This is a genomic window from Caballeronia sp. ATUFL_F1_KS4A (assembly GCF_023630905.1).
Taxonomy (GTDB): Bacteria; Pseudomonadota; Gammaproteobacteria; order Burkholderiales; family Burkholderiaceae; genus Caballeronia; species Caballeronia zhejiangensis.
Genome location: NZ_JALQEB010000002.1, coordinates 109,237 through 129,218 on the forward strand (window position 1 = coordinate 109,237; position 19,982 = coordinate 129,218).

The 19,982-nt window shown below is 64.3% G+C and carries 13 protein-coding genes; 6 read left to right on the top strand and 7 right to left on the bottom strand.

Annotation, left to right across the window (positions count from 1 at the left end; all coding sequences use genetic code 11):
- Positions 1 to 14: 14 nt before the first annotated feature.
- The 3 genes from panC to NCS03_RS03600 all read right to left on the bottom strand — a co-directional run bounded on the left by panC (position 15) and on the right by NCS03_RS03600 (position 2,011).
- Complete coding sequence (gene panC, locus NCS03_RS03590) at positions 15 to 848, bottom strand: pantoate--beta-alanine ligase (RefSeq protein WP_008351071.1); 834 nt, start codon at positions 846 to 848, stop codon at positions 15 to 17.
- A 60-nt stretch (positions 849 to 908) separates the two neighbouring features.
- Positions 909 to 1,736 carry a segregation and condensation protein A gene (locus NCS03_RS03595; protein ID WP_034472990.1) on the bottom strand — a complete coding sequence of 276 codons (828 nt, stop codon included), beginning with the start codon at positions 1,734 to 1,736 and terminating at the stop codon, positions 909 to 911.
- A gap of 86 nt (positions 1,737 to 1,822) precedes the next feature.
- Positions 1,823 to 2,011 (bottom strand): DUF3460 family protein, encoded by a 189-nt coding sequence (locus NCS03_RS03600; protein WP_174447747.1) that lies wholly within the window; start codon positions 2,009 to 2,011, stop codon positions 1,823 to 1,825.
- A 333-nt stretch (positions 2,012 to 2,344) separates the two neighbouring features.
- Here NCS03_RS03600 and NCS03_RS03605 point away from each other — a divergent pair, with 333 nt between their 5' ends.
- Together NCS03_RS03605 and NCS03_RS03610 are read left to right on the top strand one after the other, a co-directional pair.
- Positions 2,345 to 4,078 carry an autotransporter assembly complex protein TamA gene (locus tag NCS03_RS03605; RefSeq protein ID WP_239295371.1) on the top strand — a complete coding sequence of 578 codons (1,734 nt, stop codon included), beginning with the start codon at positions 2,345 to 2,347 and terminating at the stop codon, positions 4,076 to 4,078.
- 32 nt (positions 4,079 to 4,110) lie between these two features.
- Complete coding sequence (locus tag NCS03_RS03610) at positions 4,111 to 8,268, top strand: translocation/assembly module TamB domain-containing protein (protein WP_250528771.1); 4,158 nt, start codon at positions 4,111 to 4,113, stop codon at positions 8,266 to 8,268.
- Positions 8,269 to 8,332: 64 nt separating this feature from the next.
- Here the strand turns inward: NCS03_RS03610 and metG are convergent, their stop codons facing one another.
- Entirely contained in the window at positions 8,333 to 10,480 is a 2,148-nt protein-coding gene (gene metG / locus NCS03_RS03615) for a methionine--tRNA ligase (RefSeq protein ID WP_008351060.1), read from the bottom strand.
- 314 nt (positions 10,481 to 10,794) lie between these two features.
- Complete coding sequence (locus NCS03_RS03620; RefSeq protein ID WP_008351059.1) at positions 10,795 to 11,451, bottom strand: YiaD family glycine zipper/OmpA-like lipoprotein; 657 nt, start codon at positions 11,449 to 11,451, stop codon at positions 10,795 to 10,797.
- Positions 11,452 to 11,712: 261 nt separating this feature from the next.
- On the opposite strand from NCS03_RS03620, the gene apbC reads away from it, so the two are divergent.
- From apbC to NCS03_RS03640, 4 genes are all read left to right on the top strand, one after another.
- The gene (gene apbC, locus NCS03_RS03625) at positions 11,713 to 12,801 is read left to right on the top strand and encodes an iron-sulfur cluster carrier protein ApbC (RefSeq protein ID WP_034472904.1); all 1,089 of its coding nucleotides are present in this window, start codon (positions 11,713 to 11,715) and stop codon (positions 12,799 to 12,801) included.
- A 119-nt stretch (positions 12,802 to 12,920) separates the two neighbouring features.
- Positions 12,921 to 13,454 carry a superoxide dismutase family protein gene (locus NCS03_RS03630; RefSeq protein WP_008351054.1) on the top strand — a complete coding sequence of 178 codons (534 nt, stop codon included), beginning with the start codon at positions 12,921 to 12,923 and terminating at the stop codon, positions 13,452 to 13,454.
- A 161-nt stretch (positions 13,455 to 13,615) separates the two neighbouring features.
- The gene (dcd, locus tag NCS03_RS03635; RefSeq protein ID WP_008351052.1) at positions 13,616 to 14,185 is read left to right on the top strand and encodes a dCTP deaminase; all 570 of its coding nucleotides are present in this window, start codon (positions 13,616 to 13,618) and stop codon (positions 14,183 to 14,185) included.
- A 91-nt stretch (positions 14,186 to 14,276) separates the two neighbouring features.
- The gene (locus NCS03_RS03640) at positions 14,277 to 16,562 is read left to right on the top strand and encodes an arginine/lysine/ornithine decarboxylase (RefSeq protein ID WP_008351050.1); all 2,286 of its coding nucleotides are present in this window, start codon (positions 14,277 to 14,279) and stop codon (positions 16,560 to 16,562) included.
- Between the two features lie 28 nt (positions 16,563 to 16,590).
- Here the strand turns inward: NCS03_RS03640 and NCS03_RS03645 are convergent, their stop codons facing one another.
- Together NCS03_RS03645 and NCS03_RS03650 are read right to left on the bottom strand one after the other, a co-directional pair.
- The gene (locus tag NCS03_RS03645; RefSeq protein WP_008351048.1) at positions 16,591 to 17,553 is read right to left on the bottom strand and encodes a Csu type fimbrial protein; all 963 of its coding nucleotides are present in this window, start codon (positions 17,551 to 17,553) and stop codon (positions 16,591 to 16,593) included.
- 3 nt (positions 17,554 to 17,556) lie between these two features.
- Entirely contained in the window at positions 17,557 to 19,971 is a 2,415-nt protein-coding gene (locus NCS03_RS03650) for a fimbria/pilus outer membrane usher protein (RefSeq protein ID WP_250439159.1), read from the bottom strand.
- Positions 19,972 to 19,982: the final 11 nt, after the last annotated feature.

Below are 19,982 nucleotides of genomic sequence, written 5' to 3' on the forward strand. Positions count from 1 at the left end.
GGTGCTTCCTTCCTTCAGATTTCCAGATTGTCGATGAGACGCGTCGCGCCGAGCTTGGCCGCCGCGACCACGACGAGCGGCGCGTCGGTTTCGTCGGCGCCCGGCGCGATCAGGTTCGAGCGTTTGCGCACGCTGATGTAGTCCGGCTTCCAGCCGCGGTCGGCGAGCGCGTTCATCGCGTCGCGTTCGAGTGCGGCGATATCGCGATTGCCCGACAGCACGGCTTCGCGCACGCGCTGCAACGCGGCGGCGAGCTGCGGCGCTTCGGCGCGCTCGTCGGCGGACAGGAAGCGGTTGCGCGACGACAGCGCGAGGCCGTCTTCATCGCGCACGGTTTCCGCCGCGACGATTTCCGTCGGCAGCGCGAACTGATGGCACATGGCGCGCACGATCATCAACTGTTGATAATCCTTCTTGCCGAACACCGCGACGCGCGGCTGCACGCACGACATCAGTTTCATGACGACGGTGCACACGCCCGTGAAAAAGCCGGGGCGGAATTCGCCTTCGAGAATGTCGCCGAGATTGTGCGGCGGATGCACGCGATACTCCTGCGGCTCCGGATACATGTCCGTCTCGGTCGGCGCGAACAGCACGTAGACGTTCTCCTTCTGCAGCTTTTCGATGTCGTCCTGCAGCGTGCGCGGATATTTGTCGAAATCTTCGTTCGGGCCGAACTGCAGACGATTCACGAAAATGCTCGCGACCACGGGATCGCCGTGCTGGCGCGCGAGACGCATCAGGGAGAGATGGCCTTCGTGGAGGTTGCCCATCGTCGGGACAAAGGCGGTTCGGTTCTGGCCGCGCAACTGGTCGCGCAGTTCGTGGATGGAGCTGATGACTTTCATCGAGCGGGTGTCTCCTGTCGAGCGGCCGGTGCGCCGCCACGCGGAAAAAGATAAGAAAGACTAGGCAGGAGAATACGCGAGCCGCACGTAGATCGGCGCGTAGGGTTCGGCCTGCGTGATTTCGATCAGCGATTCGCGCGACAGCTCCAGCATCGCGATGAAGTTCACGACGACTACCGGCACGCCGCGCGTGGTGTCGAAGAGTTCCGTGAACTCCATGAAGCGCGCGTTCTGCAGACGCCGCAGGATCACGCTCATGTGCTCGCGCACCGAAAGCTCTTCGCGCGTGATCTTGTGATGCTGCACGAGCTTCGCGCGCTTGATGACGTCGGCCCACGCGGCGCGCAGGTCGTTCATGTCGACGTCGGGGAAGCGCTGCTCGGCGGACTGCTCGATGTAAATGTCCGCGCGCAGGAAGTCGCGGCCGAGTTGCGGCAACTGGTCGAGCTTCTGCGCGGCGAGTTTCATCTGCTCGTATTCGAGCAGACGCCGCACGAGTTCGGCGCGCGGATCTTCGGCTTCTTCGCCGGTGTCGGCCTTCTTGACCGGCAGCAGCATGCGCGACTTGATCTCGATCAGCATCGCGGCCATCAGCAGATATTCCGACGCCAGCTCGAGATTCGATTCGCGAATCTGATCGACGTAGCCGAGATATTGCGCGGTGACATCCGCCATCGGGATGTCGAGCACGTTGAAGTTCTGCTTGCGGATGAGATAGAGCAGCAGGTCGAGCGGGCCTTCGAAGGCTTCGAGAAAGATCTCGAGCGCGTCGGGCGGGATGTACAGGTCGGTCGGCAGCTTCCAGAGCGGCTCGCCGTACAGGTGCGCGATCGCGACGCCGTCGATGGTGTCGGGCGTCGAATCGGTTGCGGGCGTGGCGAGCGCCACGGCACGGTCTTCCCGGGCTTCGTCGCGCTTTGCCTCAGACGGCGAATGCGCGGACGATTGCGGCTCGCGGCCTGCTGCGCTCACGTTCAGAAGTTCTGGTAATAGACGTAGGGCGTCTGGTTCACGCGCGATTGCTGCTGCGTGGTGCGCTCGTCGAGGTCGATCGGCTGCTTGTCCCACAGTAGCGCGCGGCCGCGGCGCTGTTCTTCTTCCAGCGAGGGCTTCTGCTCTTTCAACTGATTGATGAACTGGGTGATATCCGACTGATACATGATCCGGCTTCCGTTGAGGTCGAGGCGTGAGCCTGTGATTTTGCCTGTGCGCGCAATTTTACCGCAAGCGCGCGGCAGTTTCGTCGCCCGGAAGGCGCACGCGCGTGCAGCTTTCGCGGAACCCACGCGGCGCGCAGCCGTCCAACGGCGCACGTCCGGCGCGAGATGGCCGCTTTTGCGGCGTGCGTCCATGCCGATGTGGTGAAATAGCGCCTGCGTCCGATTGCGTCGGCTGCAAGTTTTACCTCGAATCCCACTTTTTCCCGATGCCGGAGGTCACGTTTGGCGGGGCGTTCGTTTGATCCGCTGCGCGCGTGGCGCGTAAGGCCGCGCGGCATGAGCCGCTGGCCGGCCCTGATTGTGGCGCTCGTCGCGTTCGGCTTCGCTGCGCCCGCTTGCGCCAAGTACGACGTCGACATCGACGCGCCGCGCAGCATCAAGAAGCTGCTGAAGGAGAACCTCGATCTCTCCCGTTTCGCCAAGCGCGACGACGTCAGCGACGACCAGTTCCAGTTCCTCGTCACCGCGACGCCGAAGGACGTGCGCGATCTCGTCGCGACGGAAGGCTATTTCACGCCCATCGTGCGTACGGACGTCACGACCGTCGACGACAAGCGCAACGTCAAGGTGAGCGTCGATCCCGGCCCGCGCACGATGGTCGCCTCGGTGCAACTGAATTTCACCGGCGCGGTGACGACCGAAGATCGCGCGCAGGAGAACGCGGCGCGTTTCGCTTTTTCGGTCAGCGAAGGCGATCCTTTCACGCAAAGCGGCTGGGACGACGCGAAAAACGCCGCACTGCGGGCCCTGCAATCGAAACGCTATCTCGGCGCGAAGATCGTGCGTTCGCAGGCGCGCATCAATCCGCGCGCGCATCTGGCCGATCTCTCCGTGACGTTCGACAGCGGCCCGACCTTCACGCTCGGCAAGCTCGAGGTGAGCGGCCCGAAGCGCTATCCCGCGTGGATCATCGACCATGTGAATCCGATCCGCGAAGGCGAGGTCTACGACATCGCTCGCCTGAACGAGTTGCAGCGCCAGATCCAGAACACGCCGTATTACGCGAGCGTCGCGATCGATGCGGACAGCGACGTGAACAAGCCGGTCGACACACCGCTGCATGTGAAGGTGAGCGAGTATCCGTACAACAGCATCCGCTACGGCGTGGGTTACGCGACGGACACGGGTTTCCACATTCAGGGCGCCTACAGCTATCTCAATACGTTTGGCGCGGCGTACCCGTTCACGATTTCCGGGCGGCTCGACCAGACGCAGCAATACGGCCGCGTGCAACTCGCGATGCCGCCCGATTCGTCCGGCTGGGTCAACGCCGTGTTCGGCTCGTACACGATCACCGACGTCTCGAGCACGAAGATCTATAGCGGGCGCGTCGGCGTGCAGCGTTCGCGCTCGCGTCAGAACATCGACACGACGTATTCGCTGACCTTCTACGACGACCGCCTGACGCAGAACGAGCCGAATCCGTCGACGGCGCGTGCGCTCGTGCCCGCGTGGAGCTGGGTGCGCCGCGACGTCGACGATCCGCTGTTTCCGCGCCGCGGCAACATCATCCGCGCGGAGGCGGGTTTCGCCGTCAAGGGCGTGATGGCCGATCAGACTTTCGCGCGCCTGTACACCAACGCGCTGCAATACGTGCCGCTCGGCAAGAACGATCTGCTCGTGTTTCGCGCGGAGTTCGGCGGCGTGTTCACGAGCGGGCCGTCGAGCGGCGTGCCGGCTTCGCTGCTGTTCCGCGCGGGCGGCGCGAATTCGGTGCGCGGCTATAGCTATCTCAGCATCGGCAACAATGTGGCCGGCTCGATCCTGCCGACCAAATACATGGTGACGGCCAGCAGCGAATATCAGCACTGGTTCACGCACGACTGGGGCGGCGCGGTGTTCTTCGACATCGGCACCGCGACCGACAACTGGAGCGAGCGCGTGTTCGATCCGGGCGTGGGCGTCGGCGCGCGCTGGCGCAGTCCCGTCGGCCCGGTCAACGTCGACCTGGCGTATGGGCTGAAGAACAAGAGCATCAAACCGTATCTGACGCTCGGCATCGCGTTCTGATGCGTGAGAACGATGAAGGACATTGAATCGGCATGACGGACCCGAACAAGCAGGCGGACGCCGAAGCGCCGCCGCCCGAAAACGTTGGCGGCGGCGACGGCGGCGCGCAGAAACCGCCGCCGCGCAAAAGCGGCTGGCGCCGTTTGGCGCGGTGGATCGGCGCGCTCGTGCTCGTCGTCGTGCTGATCGCCGGGATCGCCATCGGCACGGTCTTTTACGTGCTGACGACCGAGCGCGGCACGCGCTACGCATGGAACGCGGCAACGAAGCTGCTCAAGGGGCAACTTACCGGCAAGCTCGACGGCGGCGCCATCGCGACCGGCCTGCAACTGCGCGACGTGCGCTGGAAGGACGGCAAGGGCGCGGATATCGCGGTGGATAGCGTGTCGGGCCGCTGGGCGCTCACACGCGAGCCGCTGCGCTTCACGATCGATTATCTGCACATCGGGACGGTCGATGCGCGCATTGCGCCGTCGAACGAGCCGAGCAAGAAAACGGAACTGCCCAAGGATCTGCGCATTCCGATTCAACTTGCGATCAACGATCTTTCCGTCGGGAAACTGCGTCTGCATCAGGGCACGGCGACGACCGAATTCTCGCGCCTGCTTTTCCACGGCCGAAGCGACGGCCAGCATCACGAAGCGGCGGTAGAGCGGCTCGACACGCCGTTCGGCGCGGTGACGGCGTCGGCGAAGCTCGATGGCGGCGCGCGTCCGTTTCCGCTTTCCGGCGATGCGGGCTATGCCGGCAAGGTCAACAACGAAACGGTGAACGTGAGCGCGCGGCTCTCGGGCTCGCTCGAAGACCTGATCGCCGACGTCGATGCGAGCGGCCTGAAACTCAACGGACGCGCGCACGTCGAGGCGCTGCCGTTCGCGGACGTGCCGCTCAAGTCGGCGCTCGTCACGTTCGATCACGTCAATCCGCAGGCGTTCGCGCCGGGCGCGCCCGAGGCCGACCTCGCCGTGCGCGCCGAAGTGAAGCCAGTCGAAGGCGCGGACCCGAAGGCGTTCGTCGTCGCCGGGCCGGTGTCGATCGTGAACGCGAAGCCCGGTTCCATCGACAAGAAGCTGCTGCCGCTCATCGACGCGCACGCGAACGTGCGGCTCGACGCGTCCGAGCAAAGCATCACCGATCTCGATGTGCGGCTCCTGAAGAACGCGTCGGTGACGGGCGGCGGCGCGCTCAAAAGCGGCAAGGGCAAGTTCGACCTCAAGGTCGCGAAGCTCGATCTGAACGCGATCGAGCCGACGCTGCGCCCGACGGATTTCGCCGGACCGATCCGCATCGAGCTGGATGGCGACACGCAGCGCATCGCCGCCGACCTGAACGATCCGAAAGCCGCGATCCGCGCGCAGGCCAAAGTGAAGCTCGATCCGCAAGCGACCACGCTCGACGACGTGAAGCTCGCGGTCGGGAAGGGCCGCGTCGAAGCGAGCGGCGTGCTGAAGAAGGACGCGAATTCGAGCTACGACCTGAAGGCGAAAATCGTCGAGTTCAATCCGCTGCTGCTGCAACAGCAGTTGATCGCGCCGAAGCCCGCGCCGGCGAAGAAAGGCGCGAAGCCGTCGAACAAGCCGGCCGCGCCGGCGCGTGTCGTGGAAGCGCGCGTGAACGGCACGCTGGCGGCATCGGGGCAACTCGCGCCGACGCTCACGACGAAGGCGACCTTCAAGCTCACCGACAGCATGTACGACAATCTGCCGCTGACGGGCGAGGGCACGATACAGGTCGCGGGCATGCGGCTGTTGCCGAGCAAGGCGGCGCTGTCGGTGGCGGGCAACAACGTCGATCTGAACGGCAGCTTCGGCGCGCCCGGCGACCGGCTGCGCTTCAAGGTCGACGCGCCCGCGCTCGAACGGCTCGGCTTCGGCATCGCGGGCACGGCGAAGGCGGACGGCGATCTGACCGGCTCGATCGCGCATCCGAACATGGCGGCGAACTATCAGGCCGATGGCCTCGTGTTCGGCGCGAATCGGCTCGGTCACGCGGAAGGCCGCGCCGATATCCGCGACGGCGCGAACGGCGCGCTCGTCTTCACGCTGAAGGCGCGCGATGCGAGCACGGAAGACATCGACATCGCGAATCTCGACGCGAATCTGAACGGCACGCGCGCGCATCACACGCTCGACGTGACGGCGACCGGCAAGGTGCGCGGCCAGCCCGTGAATCTCGCGCTCGGCGCGAACGGCAAGTTCACCGACGCGCCCGACGGCCCGCACTGGGACGGCGCGATCACGAAGCTGTCGAACAAGGGCACGCCGTCGCTGAATCTCGAATCGCCGCTTTCGGTGAGCTACGGTCCGAAGCGTCTCGTGCTCGGCGCGACGCGGCTCGTCGCGGAAGGCGCGGTGCTGAATCTGAAATCGTTCGCGATGGAGAACGGCCGCCTGCAATCAGCGGGCACGCTGACGAACCTGTCGGTGCCGCATCTGCTCGACGTGCGCCAGACGCTGACGGGCGCGGAGCCGCCGATCCGCACCGATCTCGTTTTCGACGGCGACTGGAACTTCACGCTCGGCGCGACCGCGACGGGCTACGCGCAGATCAAGCGCCGCGCCGGCGACGTGACGATCGACGGTACGCGCGGCCTGTCGGCGCTCGGCATTTCCGATATCGCCGCGCGCGCGGATTTCACCGACGGCAACCGCCTGAACGCGTCGCTGCACGCCCAGGCGAGCCGCATCGGCGTGATCGATGCCAACGTGCACACGCCACTCGTCAATCGCGACGGCATGCTCACCATCGACGACAACGCGCCGCTGACCGGCGCCATCAACGCGAACGTGCCGGAATTGCGCACGACCGGCGGCCTGCTCGGCGCGAACTATCTGCTCGGCGGCAGGATTGCGCTCAAGCTGGTGATCGCGGGCATCGTCGCGAAGCCGAATCTGTCGGGCTCGCTGACGGGCGACAACATTTCCGCGACGGTCGTCGATCAGGGCGTGCAACTGAAGGACGGCATCATCCGCATTGCGCTGTCGGAGAATCTCGTCGATTTTCAGCGCGTCGAGTTTCATGGCGCGAGCGGCACGCTGCGCGCGACCGGCAAGGTGCGCCTCGATCAGCAGGAGCCCGATCTGACCGCGAGCATCATCGCGGACAAGCTGGAGCTGTTCGCATCGCCGGATCGCGAGCTGATGCTCTCCGGCAGCGCGACGATCGCAAACGCGGGCTTGCAGGGCGGCATGGCGATCGACGGCAAGTTCACCGTCGATCACGCGCTCATCGATCTGCCGGAATCGTCCGCGCCGTCTCTCGGCGACGATGTCGTGATCGAGCGCCCCGATGGCACGATCAAGGGCGAGAATCAGTCGATCACCGCGAAGACCGAGAAGCCGGTCGGGCCGTTCACGCCGCGCGCGAACATCGGGATCGATCTCGGTCAGCACTTCCGCTTCAAGGGCGCGGGTGCGGACCTCGGCCTCGCGGGCACGATTACGGCGATGAGCGCGCCGAACATGCCGCTGCGCGCGGTCGGCAACGTGCGCGTGACGACGCCGGGTTCGTCGTACACGGCGTTCGGGCGCAAGCTGAACATCGAGAACGGTTTCTTCACGTTCAACGGGCCGGTGGCGAATCCCGGCCTCAACATTCTCGCGATGCGGCGCAATCAGGAAGTCGAGGCGGGTGTGCAGGTGACGGGCACGGTGCAGGCGCCGGTCGCCAAGCTGATTTCCGAGCCGAGCGTGCCAGACAACGAAAAGCTCTCGTGGCTGCTGTTCGGCCACGGCACCGATCAGGGCAACAACGTCGGCCAGCAGAGCGCGATGACGAGCGCGCTCGCGCTGCTCGGAAGCCGCGGCGGCGCGAAGATCGCGCAGACGGTCGGACTGGACGAGTTCACGGTCGGATCGAGCGAAGTGGGCCTGACCGATCCGCAAGTCGTGCTGCTGTCGAAGGCGATCAACGAACGGCTCGTGATCGGCTACGAGCAAGGCTTGCAATCGGCGAGCAACGCGGTCAAGGCGACGCTGAACCTGTCGCGGTTCTGGGCCGTGACGGTGTACGGCGGGACGTATCAGGGCGTCGATCTGTCTTATACGCGGCGCTTCAATCGCTGGTCGAGGCTGTGGTCTTCGTCTTCGTCGGCATCGCGGGCGTCGGCTGTGCAGCCATCGGCGGCCTCGGGGGCGTCGGGCGTGAGCGCGCCATTCGGGGCATCGGCGACGGAAGTGGAATCGGACTGAGCATCGTCTGCTTCAAGCAAAAAGGGCACGCGATCTGCGTGCCCTTTTCGTTATGCGATGCGTGTTACTTCACCCGCATGCCCGGTTTCGCGCCGCTGTGCGGCTCGAGAATGTAGAGGCCCGGTTCGGCTTTTTCGTCCGTGGCGGATGCCGCGAGCACCATCCCTTCCGACAGACCGAACTTCATCTTGCGCGGCGCGAGGTTGACGACCATCACGGTCAGCTTGCCGATCAGATCCTGCGGCTGATACGCCGACTTGATGCCCGAAAACACATTGCGCGTCTTGTCCTCGCCGACGTCGAGCGTGAGTTGCAGCAGCTTGTCGGAGCCTTCGACGGCCTTGCAGTCGACGATCTTCGCGATACGCAGATCGACCTTCGCGAAGTCGTCGATGGAAATGACGCCCGCATCGTCCGGCTTCTTAGCGGCGGTCTTGGCCGGAGCGGCCGTTGTCGTCGCCGTTGCGGCTGCGGCTTCCGCGGCCGGCGCGAGCGATTCGCGATTCGCGGCGAGCAACGCCTCGATCTGCTTCGGATCGACGCGCGTCGTCAGATGCTTGTACGCATTGATCGCGCTCGCCGACGATAGCGGCTTGTCGGCATCGGCCCAGACGAGCGGTGCGATGCCGAGGAACGATTCCACCGCTTCGATGAGCTTCGGCAAAACCGGCTTCAACGCGAGCGATAGCAGGCGGAACGCTTCCAGGCTCACGCTGCAGGTTTCATGCAGCGCGACGGCGTTCGCCGGATCCTTCGCCTGTTCCCACGGCTTCGCGGTGTCGACGTAGGCGTTGACGGCGTCGGCCAGTTCCATCGTCGTGCGCAGCGCGCGGCCGTATTCGCGCGACTCGTAGAAGCCGGCGATGTGCGGAATCGCCGAACGCAGTTGCGCGACGAGCGGATGATGCATCGCGCTGTCCTGCACGCGGCCGTCGAAACGCTTGATGAGAAAGCCCGCCGCGCGGCTCGCGATGTTCACGTACTTGCCGACGAGATCGCTGTTCACGCGCGCCTGGAAGTCTTCGAGATTCAGGTCGATGTCTTCCATCGTGCTGTTCAGCTTCGCCGCGAAGTAGTAGCGCAGCCACTCGGGATTCAGCCCCGTGTCGATGACGCTCTGCGCGGTGATGAACGTGCCGCGCGACTTCGACATCTTCGCGCCGTCGACGGTCAGGAAGCCGTGCGCGAACACGTTCGTCGGCGTGCGATGGCCGGAGAATTCGAGCATCGCCGGCCAGAACAGCGTGTGGAAGTACAGAATGTCCTTGCCAATGAAGTGATATTGCTCGGCCTTCGAGCCGGGCTTCACCCATTCGCCGAAATTCACGCCGATGCGGTCCGCGAGATTCTTGAAGCTCGCGTAATAGCCGACGGGCGCATCGACCCAGACGTAGAAATACTTGCCCGGCGCGCCGGGAATTTCGAAGCCGAAGTAGGGCGCGTCGCGCGAAATGTCCCAGTCGGCGAGTTTGGCTTCGCCCTTGTCGCCGAGCCATTCGCGCATCTTGTTGGTGGCTTCGGGCTGAGCGAGACCGCTGACCCAGCCGCGCAGGAATTCCTCACAGCGCGGATCGGACAGCTTGAAGAAATAATGCGTCGACGTCTTGCGGATCGGCGTCGCGCCCGACACGACCGAATACGGATTGATCAGTTCGGTCGGCTGATAGGTCGAGCCGCAGACTTCGCAGTTGTCGCCGTATTGGTCCTTCGCGCCGCATTTCGGGCATTGGCCCTTGATGAAACGGTCCGGCAGGAACATTTCCTTGACCGGATCGTAGGCTTGTTCGATGTCGCGCGCCTCGATCAGGCCCGCCTGCTGCAGCGCGCCGTAGATCGTGTTGCACAGTTCGCGGTTTTCCTCGGCATCGGTCGAGTAGTAGTTGTCGAACGAGATGCCGAAGCTGTCGAAGTCGCGCTTGTGCTCTTTCCACACGCGCTCGATCAACGCTTTCGGCGTGATGCCTTCCTTCTCGGCGCGCAGCATGATCGGCGTGCCGTGGGTGTCGTCCGCGCCGACGTAGTAGACCTCGTGGCCATGCATTCGCAGCGTCCGAACCCAGATGTCCGTCTGAATGTATTCGACCATATGGCCGATATGAATCTGACCGTTCGCGTACGGCAACGCGGACGTGACGAGGATCTGGCGGCGGCCGCCTTCAAAGGCTTGAGCGGCAGGCGCGGCGGTGGCAGTGGCTGAAATCGGTGCTGACATAAAGGCGCGGCCCGGTGGGAGTGCTTGAGGTTGTGAAAAAACGCGGAGTTCGATTTTAGCAGGGCGGGGAGAGGCGGGCGGAGTCGGCGGTGGATAGGGCGGAGTGCGTTTCGAGCGCCCAAAAAAAAACCGGGGTCCAATCGGGCCCCGGAGCAACAACGACAAGAGGAGAATGGCAGGTGATGGCATCGCCATCCGCCTACCGTAAGGACAGACAGCAGCACCGCGTCCAAGTTTCAAATTTTTTTCAGACGACTAATTGCCGCTCGTGCCACCGCCCTCGCGGCGGCATATTCTCCTTTATAATCAGACGCTTACTGCACTTGTCCGGGCTGCGCGGTCGCACGCAGATAGATCTCCACGCGACGATTCTGCGCGCGGCCGGCTTCCGTCGAGTTGTCCGCGATCGGCTGAGTCTGGCCCATGCCCGATGCCGCGAGACGCTGCGCCGCGACGCCGTGCGTCGAAATGTACGACGCGACGCTCTGCGCGCGATTCTGCGACAGCGTCTGATTGTAAGCCGCCTGACCCGTGTTATCCGTATGGCCGACCACGCTCGCGATCAGCTCCGGATGCTGCTGCATCGTCTGCGTGACGGAGTTCAGCACCGGATCGAACGACGGCTTGATCGCGTAGCTGTTCGTGTCGAACGAAATCGAGTTCGGAATGTTCACCTTCAGCGAGCCGTCCTGCTGCTCGGTCACTTGCGTGCCCGTGCCCTTCGAGTCACCCGAGATCTTGTTCTTGATCGACTGCCAGTTGTAGCCGACGATACCGCCCGTCGCCGCGCCGGCTGCCGCGCCGATCGCCGCGCCCTTGCCGCCGCCGAAGATCGCGCCGATCGCCGCGCCGGTCGCGGCGCCCGCGCCGGTGCCGACTGCGGTGTTGGTGCCCTGCTGCGTTTGACAGCCGGCGAGAAGCGCGCCCACCAGGGCAACGACGGACAGGCGGGTCATCAACTTAGTATTCATCTACGATCTCCTTTGATTCAACAAGCGTTCGGCGCATGCGCCGACAGTGCGAAAGGGTCTTCGGACGAGCCTCCGGGCGAGCCTCTACAATAATGAGAAAAGCGCCCGACTGCCCGGTGGGATGCGTCCCCGGAAAGATTTGCAGCGGGATAGTGCAATGCGTAAGCGTTACAACGCAACGGCGCTAACAATTACTTTCAATTTCCTCAGAGTGTTCCGTGCGCCGCTGGGCGCCAGCAACAATCGTTCCATGGAGTCTCGATGAGTATTGACCGCGCGAAGATCGACGCCGCACTCGCCACACTGACCGATCCGAACACCAACCGCAAGCTGGTTGATCTGAAAAGCATTCGCAACGTATCCGTCGACGGCGCGAACGTCGTGGTGAGTGTCGTGCTCGGCTATCCGGCGAAATCGCAGTTCGGTGCGATCCGCGAAATGGTGGAAGGCGCGCTGCGTCAGATCGCGGGCGTCGCGAACGTGACCGTGGATGTTTCGTCGCAGGTCGTCGCGCATGCCGTGCAGCGCGGCGTGAAGCTGCTGCCGAACGTCAAGAACATCATCGCGGTGGCGTCCGGCAAGGGCGGCGTCGGCAAGAGCACGACGGCGACGAATCTCGCGCTCGCGCTCGCGGCCGAAGGCGCGTCGGTCGGCATGCTGGACGCGGACATCTACGGTCCCTCGCTGCCGATGATGCTCGGCATCACCGGCCGTCCGGAATCGCCTGACAATCAGACGATGAATCCGCTCGAAGGCCACGGCATTCAGGCGAACTCCATTGGCTTTCTGATCGAGCAGGACAATCCGATGGTCTGGCGCGGCCCGATGGTCACGTCCGCGCTCGAACAATTGCTGCGTCAGACGAACTGGAAGGATCTCGATTACCTCGTGGTCGACATGCCGCCGGGCACCGGCGACATCCAGCTCACGCTATCGCAGAAAGTGCCGGTGACGGGCGCGGTGATCGTCACGACGCCGCAGGACATCGCGCTGCTCGACGCGAAGAAGGGCTTGAAGATGTTCGAGAAGGTCGGGATTCCGATTCTCGGCATCGTCGAGAACATGAGCACGCATATCTGCTCGAACTGCGGTCACGAAGAGCACATCTTCGGCGCGGGCGGCGGCGAGCGCATGGCGAAGGAATACGGCGTCGAAGTGCTCGGTTCCCTGCCGCTCGATATCGCCATTCGCGAGCGCACCGACGCGGGCCAGCCGACCGTCGTGTCGCAGCCGGACAGCCGCATCGCGGAGACGTATCGCGCCATCGCGCGCCGCGTCGCCATTTCGATTGCGGAGCGCCAGCGCGACATGACCTCGAAGTTTCCGAGCATCGTCGTGCAGAACACCTGATTTCGAATAAGCGATCGAATCGGCGCGAGCCTTGTGCGATGCGGCTCGCGGTATCATGTCGCCTTCGATGCGCGGCAGCGCGGACGCACGGGGCGTCGGCGGGCCGCCGAGAGGATCGCATGAGACACAGATTCGACGGAAGGGCGCTTTACGCCTCGATCGCGATGGCCGCTTGCAGCGTCATGCTGAGCGGTTGCGGCCTCATCTTCCAGAATCACGAAAAGCGCGCGGACGCCGTTTTGAATCCGACGCCCGGCAACGCCACGCGCGGCACCGTCACGCTGATCGAGCGCGCGGACGGCGTGCAGGTTTCCTACAGCCTCACCGACATGCCGCCGAACAGCGATCACGCGCTGACCGTTCACGAGCGCGGCGACTGCATCGCGGTCAACGGGCCGGACGCGAGTCCGGTGTTCGCGCTGCCTTCCGATCGCAGACGAACGTCATCGCGTCTCGAAGGCGAGCTCGGCAACATCCACGCGGACGCAACCGGCGCGGCGACGGGCTTCATCGTCGCGACAGATGTCTCGCTCGACGGCGTGCGCTCGATCATTTCGCGCGCGATCATGCTGCACCGCGAAGCGCTCGACCCGTACGCGAGCGCGCCGCACAACGTCGGACCCGCGCTCGCTTGCGGCGTGATCCGGCGGTAGCTGCTGCGGCGGCATGCGAAGCGCCCGGCGCGGCGGCGCGCTTCGCGTAAAATACCCGCTTTCGTTTGGCCCGCGCGGCGAGAACCGCCGCCGGCCATGCCCCGTTTCACCGCAGGCGGCGGTCGCGAGACCGAGCCGTTCACCGTTGAGTAGCGTCCCCTATGAGCATCAAATCCGATAAGTGGATTCGCCGCATGGCCGAAGAGCACAAGATGATCGAGCCGTTCGTGCGCGATCAGGTGCGCGTGGCCGAGGACGGCCGCAAGATCGTGAGCTACGGCACGTCGAGCTACGGCTACGACATTCGCGTCGCCGACGAATTCAAGATCTTCACGAACATCAATTCCACCATCGTCGATCCCAAAGCCTTCGACGAGAAATCGTTCGTCGACTTCAAGGGCGATGTCTGCATCATTCCGCCGAATTCTTTCGCGCTCGCGCGCACGGTCGAGTATTTCCGCATTCCGCGTTCGTGCCTCACGGTGTGCCTCGGCAAGTCGACGTATGCACGCTGCGGGATCATCGTAAACGTGACGCCGTTCGAGCCGGAATGGGAAGGTTACGTCACGCTCGAATTCTCGAATACGACACCTTTGCCTGCCAAAATCTACGCGAACGAGGGCGTCGCCCAAGTCCTGTTCTTCGAAAGCGATGAAATGTGCGAGACGTCGTATGCCGATCGCGGCGGGAAGTACCAAGGTCAGCACGGCGTGACGCTGCCGAAAACCTGATCGAACCACGCACGTTACAAGCTTGTCGAAAGACCGCTGGCCCCGAGATTGCGACTCGGGCAGCGGTCGTTTCCATTTGGAGATTCGCCCCATGAAGTTCCGCTTCCCCGTCGTTATCATCGACGAAGACTTTCGCTCCGAAAACATTTCGGGTTCCGGCATCCGGGCGCTCGCAGAAGCGATCGAAAAGGAAGGCGCCGAAGTCCTCGGCCTGACGAGTTACGGCGATCTCGCCGCGTTCGCGCAGCAGTCGAGCCGCGCATCGTGTTTCATTTTGTCGATCGACGACGAGGAATTGCTGCCTTACGCGGACAACGTCGTCGTAGAAGGCGATACGCCGGAACTGGCGACGGCCATCGTCGCCTTGCGCGCGTTCATCACCGCGGTGCGCAAGCGCAACGCCGATATCCCCATCTTCCTGTACGGCGAAACGCGCACGTCGCGCCATCTGCCGAACGACATCCTGCGCGAACTGCACGGCTTCATCCACATGTTCGAGGACACGCCGGAGTTCGTGGCGCGTCACATCATCCGCGAGGCGAAGGTGTATCTCGATGCGCTCGCGCCGCCGTTCTTCAAGGAGCTCGTGCAGTACGCGGACGAAGGCTCGTATTCGTGGCACTGTCCGGGGCACTCGGGCGGCGTGGCATTCCTGAAGAATCCGCTCGGGCAGATGTTCCATCAGTTCTTCGGCGAAAACATGCTGCGCGCGGACGTCTGCAACGCGGTCGAGGAACTGGGTCAGCTGCTGGATCACACCGGCCCGGTCGCGGCGTCGGAGCGTAACGCGGCGCGCATCTTCGGCGCGGATCATCTCTTCTTCGTGACCAACGGCACGTCGACGTCGAACAAGATCGTGTGGCATGCGACCGTCGCGCCGGGCGATATCGTGCTGGTCGATCGCAACTGCCACAAGTCGATCCTGCACGCGATCACGATGACGGGCGCGATCCCCGTGTTCCTCACGCCGACGCGCAATCACTTCGGCATCATCGGACCGATTCCGCGCGACGAGTTCAAGCCGGAGAATATCCGCAGGAAGATCGAGGCGAATCCGTTCGCGCGCGAGGCGCTGGCGAAGAACCCGAAGATCAAGCCGCGCATTCTGACGATCACGCAGAGCACGTACGACGGCGTGATCTACAACGTCGAGATGATCAAGGATCTGCTCGGCGACATGCTCGACACGCTGCACTTCGACGAAGCCTGGCTGCCGCACGCCGAGTTCCACTCGTTCTATCAGGACATGCACGCGATCGGCGCGGGCCGTCCGCGCACGGGCGCGCTCGTGTTCGCGACGCACTCCACGCACAAACTGCTCGCGGGCATTTCGCAGGCGTCGCAGATTCTCGTGCAGGACAGCGAGAACAGCACGTTCGACCGTCATCGTTTCAACGAGGCGTATCTGATGCACACGTCCACGTCGCCGCAATACGCGATCATCGCGTCGTGCGACGTCGCGGCCGCGATGATGGAAGCGCCGGGCGGCGAGGCGCTCGTCGAGGAGTCGATTGCGGAAGCGGTCGATTTCCGCCGCGCGATGCGCAAGGTCGATGCCGAATACGGCGACGACTGGTTCTTCAAGGTCTGGGGCCCGGACGCGCTGGCGGAAGAGGGCATCGGCGATCGCGAGGACTGGGTGCTGAAGCCCAACGACCGCTGGCACGGTTTCGGCGCGCTCGCGGAAGGCTTCAACATGCTCGATCCGATCAAGGCGACGATCATCACGCCGGGACTCGACGTCGACGGCGAATTCGGCGAGACCGGCATTCCGGCCGCGATCGTGACGAAGTATCTGGCGGAGCACGGCATCATCGTGGAGAAGACGGGGCTTTACTCGTTCTTCATCATGTTCACGATCGGCATCACGAAGGGCCGCTGGAACTCGATGGTCACGGAGCTTCAGCAGTTCAAGGACGACTACGACAACAATCAGCCGCTGTGGCGCGTGCTGCCGGAGTTCGTCGCGCAGCATCCGTCTTACGAGCGCATCGGTCTGCGCGATCTATGCGAGCAGATTCACAGCGTCTATCGCGCGAACAACATCGCGCGCCTGACGACGGAGATGTACCTGTCGAGCATGGAGCCGGCGATGAAGCCGTCCGAGGCGTTCGCGAAGCTCGCGCACCGCGAGATCGATCGCGTGCCTATCGACGAACTGGAAGGACGCGTGACGTCGATTCTTTTGACGCCGTATCCGCCGGGCATTCCGTTGCTGATTCCGGGCGAGCGTTTCAATCGCACGATCGTGGATTACCTGCGTTTCGCGCGCGAGTTCAACGAGCGCTTCCCGGGATTCCATACGGATATTCACGGGCTGGTCGGCGAGATGATCAACGGACGGATCGAGTATTTCGTGGATTGCGTGCGGGATTGAGTGCACGCCGTGGCGATCACGAGCCGCATCAAAAAATAATGAATGCGGTGATCGTGTCGCGATAGGGGCCGGGCCGTGGGGCCGATTGCGCAGGCACTTGCCCATAGACGGTGAAGGTGTAGGCGACGCCCGTACCGACGCCGTTGCCCATCACAGTCCCGGACGTGCCGTCGCCCCACGGGACGGTATGCGAAGGGTCGATGTACAGCTGATAGTCGATTGTCTCGGTCCCACCCACCCGTGTGAGCTTGCGCCCAGTGATCGCGCCGCCGTCCGATGTGCCTCCGTTCAGCGCAATGTTGTACGACGCGCCCGACGTGCAGGTCGCGGTGATGCGGCTCGTCGCCTCGAGCGGCTCCTGAAAAGAGCTCTGCGTGCCGAACGCCATCGGCGTCGCGGAGATGTTGCAGTTGTTCGCCACGTTGACCGATACGTTGAACGCCGCCGACTTGTACGGCGCGGTCGCCGTGCTGCAACTCGGCGGCGTGCCGCTGTAGCCCACATAGACGAAATACGTGTCGGCGGCGGTGAACGTCTGCGTGTACGTCCCCAATCCGACCTGCTGATTCGGCGGAATCCGCCCGTAGAACGGCTCCTGTGCCCACACCTTGCCGCTCGGATGCACAGGCAGGTCGATGATGTACGGCGTCGTCGACGGGTTGAGAATCGAGCCCCACACGCTCACATGATCCGGATCGACGTATAGGTTGTAGTCGAGCGTCGCGCCGTTCGGGCCGGTCAGCACGCGCGGCGACGTCGTGCTGATGTTCAGGCACATGCGCACCATCGGCGTCGTGTAGCCGGTGCAATACATGATGACCGCGCCGACGACCTCCGTCGGCTCCGAATAGGTCGTGTCGTATTCGCCGAAATCCGTGTAGCCGACGGAAAACGAACACATCTGCGCCCGCGACGCTTTCGGCAGCGCGAGCAGCGCAAACATCGCGACGACGATGACCGCGCCTCTTCGTATCCACGATCGCGTTCGCATGATTCATCCTCCGTTGCCGCGACAGACGAACGGCCCGATCTGCGGCAACTCGTGTGACGACGCGGCGTCGAACGGCACCTGCGCGGAACAGCTCGCGCCGTGTCCGCGAATCGTCACCGTGTTGGCGGCGTCGAGCTTGTTGAAGAACGCGAGGCCGTCGAAGCCGACGATCGCCGTTTCGCCCGTGCTCTCGTTGGTCGCGGCGGCGCCTTCCTTGATCGGCGCGCCGCCCGCATCGACGAAACTCACCGACGCGCCCTGATACCGCGACATCCCGAAGCGCGCGAGCACGCCCGAGCGCCGTTCGGGCGCGACGTTGAGCTTCGTCGTTTCGATACGTGCATCGGCGGGCAAGGCGAGCGGATCGATCGCGATCTGATTGCGCTGATACGACTGCAGATCCGGCACCAGCAGATGGCCGCCCGAATTCGTGACGCCGACCTTGCGGTTCTCCTGGCTCACCGGCACGCCCGCGACGCCGTCGGTGGAGACGAGCGCGAAGCCATCCGTGATCGTGCGCGCGGGCAGCACCGCGCCGTCCATGATGGCGATCGCGCCGGTCATCTCGGCGGTGCCCGTCGTCGTGCCGTTGAAGCGCTGCGCCGTCGCCTGGAATTCCCCGAAGCTCGCCCGATAGTTCGCGCCCGCGAACCCATGCCGATAATCCGCGCCCGCGCCCGCCTGCACCGTCCAGCCCCATCCGCCGCTGAAATCGGCCGGACGCGACGCGGTGACGTCCGCCGTCGAGTGGCCGCCCGATTGCGCGAGCGTCGTGCTGACCGCCATGTTGCCGCCGAGCGCGACCGTCACGCCGATCGATCCGCCCCACACGTTCTTCTGCAGGAAGTCGCGGTACGCCGTCGCGAAGAGCGACCAGCGCCGCCCGAACTGCGCGTTGTACGCGAGCGTGAGGACGCGCGCGTGCCCGGAAAAGCTGTCCTCGGAATCGACATAGCTCATCGTCGCCGATTGCGTGCGCAGGAACGAAACCGACGCCGTCGCCTGATAGACATGCTGAAACGTCGACGTGCCCGTAAGCGACGCGACATCGCGATAGCCGCTCGACGCCTGCGTGCCCTGCAGACTGACGGAAAACTTCGGCCCGATGTACTGATAGCCGAGGCTGTAGAGCGAACCGGTCATACCGTCGACCTTGCTCGCGGCCGCCGCCGTGCTGAACACGCCGAAGCCGCCGGTGCCGATCACCGCGCCCGCGCCGCCGTTGACGAGTCCCTGGCCGCCTTCGGCGTGCGCCTGCAAGGTCAGCCAGTCGCTGACGCCATAGCTGAACACGCCGCTATAGATGGGCGAACGCTCGTAGTCGAAAGACTCGACCGTGTAGTTGTCGCGCAGGAAGCCGAGTTCGAACGAATAGTTGAACAATCCCTTCGACAAGAGCCGCGCATCGATATAGAGCGGCACGCTCGTCGTGACGCGGCGACCGAGCGCATCGGTGACGACGATTTGCGCGACGCCCGCGCCGTTCAGGCTCGGCGCCTGCGCGATCTGGAACGGCCCGGGCGCGACTTCGCCGCTGTACTGGCGCAGGCCGTTGACGTAGAGATCGACGGCGGAAGGCACGGCGGCCGAGGCGGAGAACATCGGCAGGGGAAACGTGATGAGGTCGGGCCTCAGCGTGAAGTCGCGCTGGATCTGGAATCCGCCGAAGCGCACGGAGCGCGACCACGGCAGCGATCCCGATACCGAATCGCCGACCGTCATCGTGAAAAGTTTCGCGGGATTCGAGTAGCTCCAGTTCGTGTCGAGCCGCGTGTATCGGTTCGAGCCGCCGTCCGCGTTGATCCAGGTGCCGGTGTTGTCGAACACGCCGAAGGGCGTGAAGAGGCGCTGCTCGCTCCACACGCCGATGCTGTTTTCGCTGTCTTCGCCGTATTCGCGCGTGTAACTCACGTCGTAGTTCATCAGGAAGCCGGTGCCTGACGTCGCCTTCGGCGTGACCGGCAGCGTGTAGCCGATCTTGCGTGTGGTCTGGCGCGCTTCGTCGACGTCGAGAATCGCCTGCTGGCGCGCGGGCGCATACGTCGCGCGCAAGCCGGGAATCGACGACAGCGCGAGCCAGCCATCGGCGTCCGGTTTCAAATCGCTCACGCGGATGCCCGCGGCTTCGAGCGTGCGCGGCTCGGCATAGAGCTGACCGTGACGCAGTTCGAACTCCGACGGCTCGCCGAGATTCGTTCCGTTGATGACGATCTCGAGCACGAGTTGCTGATTCGTTTCGGCGAACGCGCCGAAGGGCTCCCCGCGCGCTGCGCCCGAGAGGCTCGGCAGTTCGGCGGGCGAGCCGCCGCCGGTGATGTCGACCTGCGCGATCGCCGCTTCCGACACGAGAACGAGCGTCAGCGCGACGCGAGCTTTCCGGCCCGGCGTCTTCCTGGCGGTGTCGGCGGACGAGGACATGCTCGCGGCGA

Coding starts and splice junctions, on each gene's coding strand:
- panC (WP_008351071.1), bottom strand. CDS start 848: ATGAAAGTCATCAGCTCCATCCACGAACTGCGCGACCAGTTGCGCGGC.
- NCS03_RS03605 (WP_239295371.1), top strand. CDS start 2,345: ATGAGCCGCTGGCCGGCCCTGATTGTGGCGCTCGTCGCGTTCGGCTTC.
- NCS03_RS03610 (WP_250528771.1), top strand. CDS start 4,111: ATGACGGACCCGAACAAGCAGGCGGACGCCGAAGCGCCGCCGCCCGAA.
- metG (WP_008351060.1), bottom strand. CDS start 10,480: ATGTCAGCACCGATTTCAGCCACTGCCACCGCCGCGCCTGCCGCTCAA.
- NCS03_RS03620 (WP_008351059.1), bottom strand. CDS start 11,451: ATGAATACTAAGTTGATGACCCGCCTGTCCGTCGTTGCCCTGGTGGGC.
- apbC (WP_034472904.1), top strand. CDS start 11,713: ATGAGTATTGACCGCGCGAAGATCGACGCCGCACTCGCCACACTGACC.
- NCS03_RS03630 (WP_008351054.1), top strand. CDS start 12,921: ATGAGACACAGATTCGACGGAAGGGCGCTTTACGCCTCGATCGCGATG.
- dcd (WP_008351052.1), top strand. CDS start 13,616: ATGAGCATCAAATCCGATAAGTGGATTCGCCGCATGGCCGAAGAGCAC.
- NCS03_RS03640 (WP_008351050.1), top strand. CDS start 14,277: ATGAAGTTCCGCTTCCCCGTCGTTATCATCGACGAAGACTTTCGCTCC.
- NCS03_RS03645 (WP_008351048.1), bottom strand. CDS start 17,553: ATGCGAACGCGATCGTGGATACGAAGAGGCGCGGTCATCGTCGTCGCG.
- NCS03_RS03650 (WP_250439159.1), bottom strand. CDS start 19,971: ATGTCCTCGTCCGCCGACACCGCCAGGAAGACGCCGGGCCGGAAAGCT.